Genomic DNA, 1863 nt, shown 5'->3' on the forward strand with positions numbered 1-1863 from the left:
CCTGAGTTTCCAAGTTGTAAAAGCATAAAAAAACGAAACAGCCTACAAATAAGCTGTATTCGTCATTTTTACTAAATTAATTACAAACATTATCTTAAAATTTCATTTAAAACTCAATAATCGTTCATTTTATCTGAATTTTTAGAGATAAAAGTTTCTGATTTAACCTCATTATTTATTATTTTTTGATGAGTGAATGCACCATTTATTATTTTTATCAGTTTATCATTTGTTATTTTGTCTACTATACCGTTATCTTCAAAAAATTTATTAATTTTGTAAATACAGTATTTTAGAACCACTAATGCAATAAAACATAAGACAAAATGTCCTCTTATGTGTTTTTCAGTCCAAACATGCATAGGTCTAACATTTAATGATGATTTTAATGTTCTAAAATTTTCTTCTATTTGTCACTGCTTGTGATAAATTTCGACAACTTCGCTTGGTTTTAGTTCAGTTCTAGATGTTTCGTATACATAAATTCCATCATACAATTCATCTTCTTTTATTTTTGAAATATTTAATTTAAACTCTGTTTTACCGATTCTTTCGTAAAATTTATACTTCTTCATCCCCATTAAGTCTTCTATTTTAACCAAACCGTTTTTATTTTGTTTTTTTGTAAAGTTTTGTATTAGTTGTTGTCTGTCTTTTCTATCTTTTGATGCTCTACTTGAACTATAAGTTATTATTTTTTTTCTTATGTGACCATTATTTCTTTTGTTTTTTCAAAAAGAAGCAATTTCTTGTTCTTTGTATTTAAAATTTTCATCTCCGATTCATCCGCTTTCGCTTAAAACATATTTTTTAAACTCTTTTGTTGCTGATTTTACTCTGTAAGAAATAACAAAATCCAATCCATTTTGTTCTAAAAATCTTATATTTTTATTAATTGACATACCTTTGTCAGCGACAATGGTTATTTTTTTAATATCGTATATTGATTTCATTTTCAAAACAAAAGGAATAAAAGTTGATGAATCAGCAGTATTTCCTTTAAAAATCTCAGCATGGACAGGAATACCATTAGGATCTGTTGCCATTCCAATCACTACTTGATCTTCTTTGAATTTACCGTCTTTTGAGTATCCTGGAAATCTTAATCCGTCTCTTACAAATGTCTCAAAATAAGCTGTTGAACTATCAAAATAAACTAATTCTGCATCTCTATTTGTTTTTTGAGAAATCACTTTATTCATTGTTTTATAGATATTTTGGTAACTATCGCTTAAAATATCCAATAAATTATAGAAAGAAGATTTTTTCAATGTTATATCTGTTTTAAAATCATCTTTTTGGTTAAATGTTTGAATAATGCTTGTTGGATTTATTATTCTAGATGATATTGTGTATTTTAATAATTGTTCTAGTTGTTTGTGTTTACTTTTAGGTAGAGATTGAAATATTTGGAGCTCGTCTATGACATTATAAATAGATTTAACTCCGTGATTTATAAGTCTTTCTTCAACGTTGACGCTTTTAATACTGTTTAATAAACTTTCTTTTACTTGCTCCTTATTTAATTCGTTTATTTCGTAATTAATTTCTTTTAATTTTTCTTTCAGAATCATGTGAGAATCAGGATTTATTTTTTGGAAATCATCTAAATATCCTAAACCGATAATTCTCTTTACACCTTTTCCATATCCTTGTGAACAAACTATTGATAAATACTTTTTTCTTTTGTTATTTGTACTTGAACCTATGTAGTACTTTTTAATTCCAACCATACTTTTATTATATCACAATATTTGTAATGTCAATATAAAAATAATACTTTTTTTATTATTCTCTTTATACTATGTATAAAGAGGAATTGAAAAACTACCAAAAAATAGGCTTCTAACTTGGAAACTCAGG

At 25.6% G+C, this 1863-nt stretch carries 1 protein-coding gene; it reads right to left on the bottom strand.

The genetic code is table 4. From position 1 onward, the window contains the following. Window positions 1-89: 89 nt before the first annotated feature. Window positions 90-1733 carry an IS1634 family transposase gene (locus tag V2E24_RS03535; protein ID WP_330501044.1) on the bottom strand — a complete coding sequence of 548 codons (1644 nt, stop codon included), beginning with the start codon at window positions 1731-1733 and terminating at the stop codon, window positions 90-92. Between the last annotated feature and the right edge of the window lie 130 nt (window positions 1734-1863).

The organism is Mycoplasmopsis ciconiae (genome assembly GCF_036350065.1).
In the GTDB taxonomy this organism is placed as follows: domain Bacteria; phylum Bacillota_I; class Bacilli_A; order Mycoplasmatales; family Metamycoplasmataceae; genus Mycoplasmopsis; species Mycoplasmopsis ciconiae.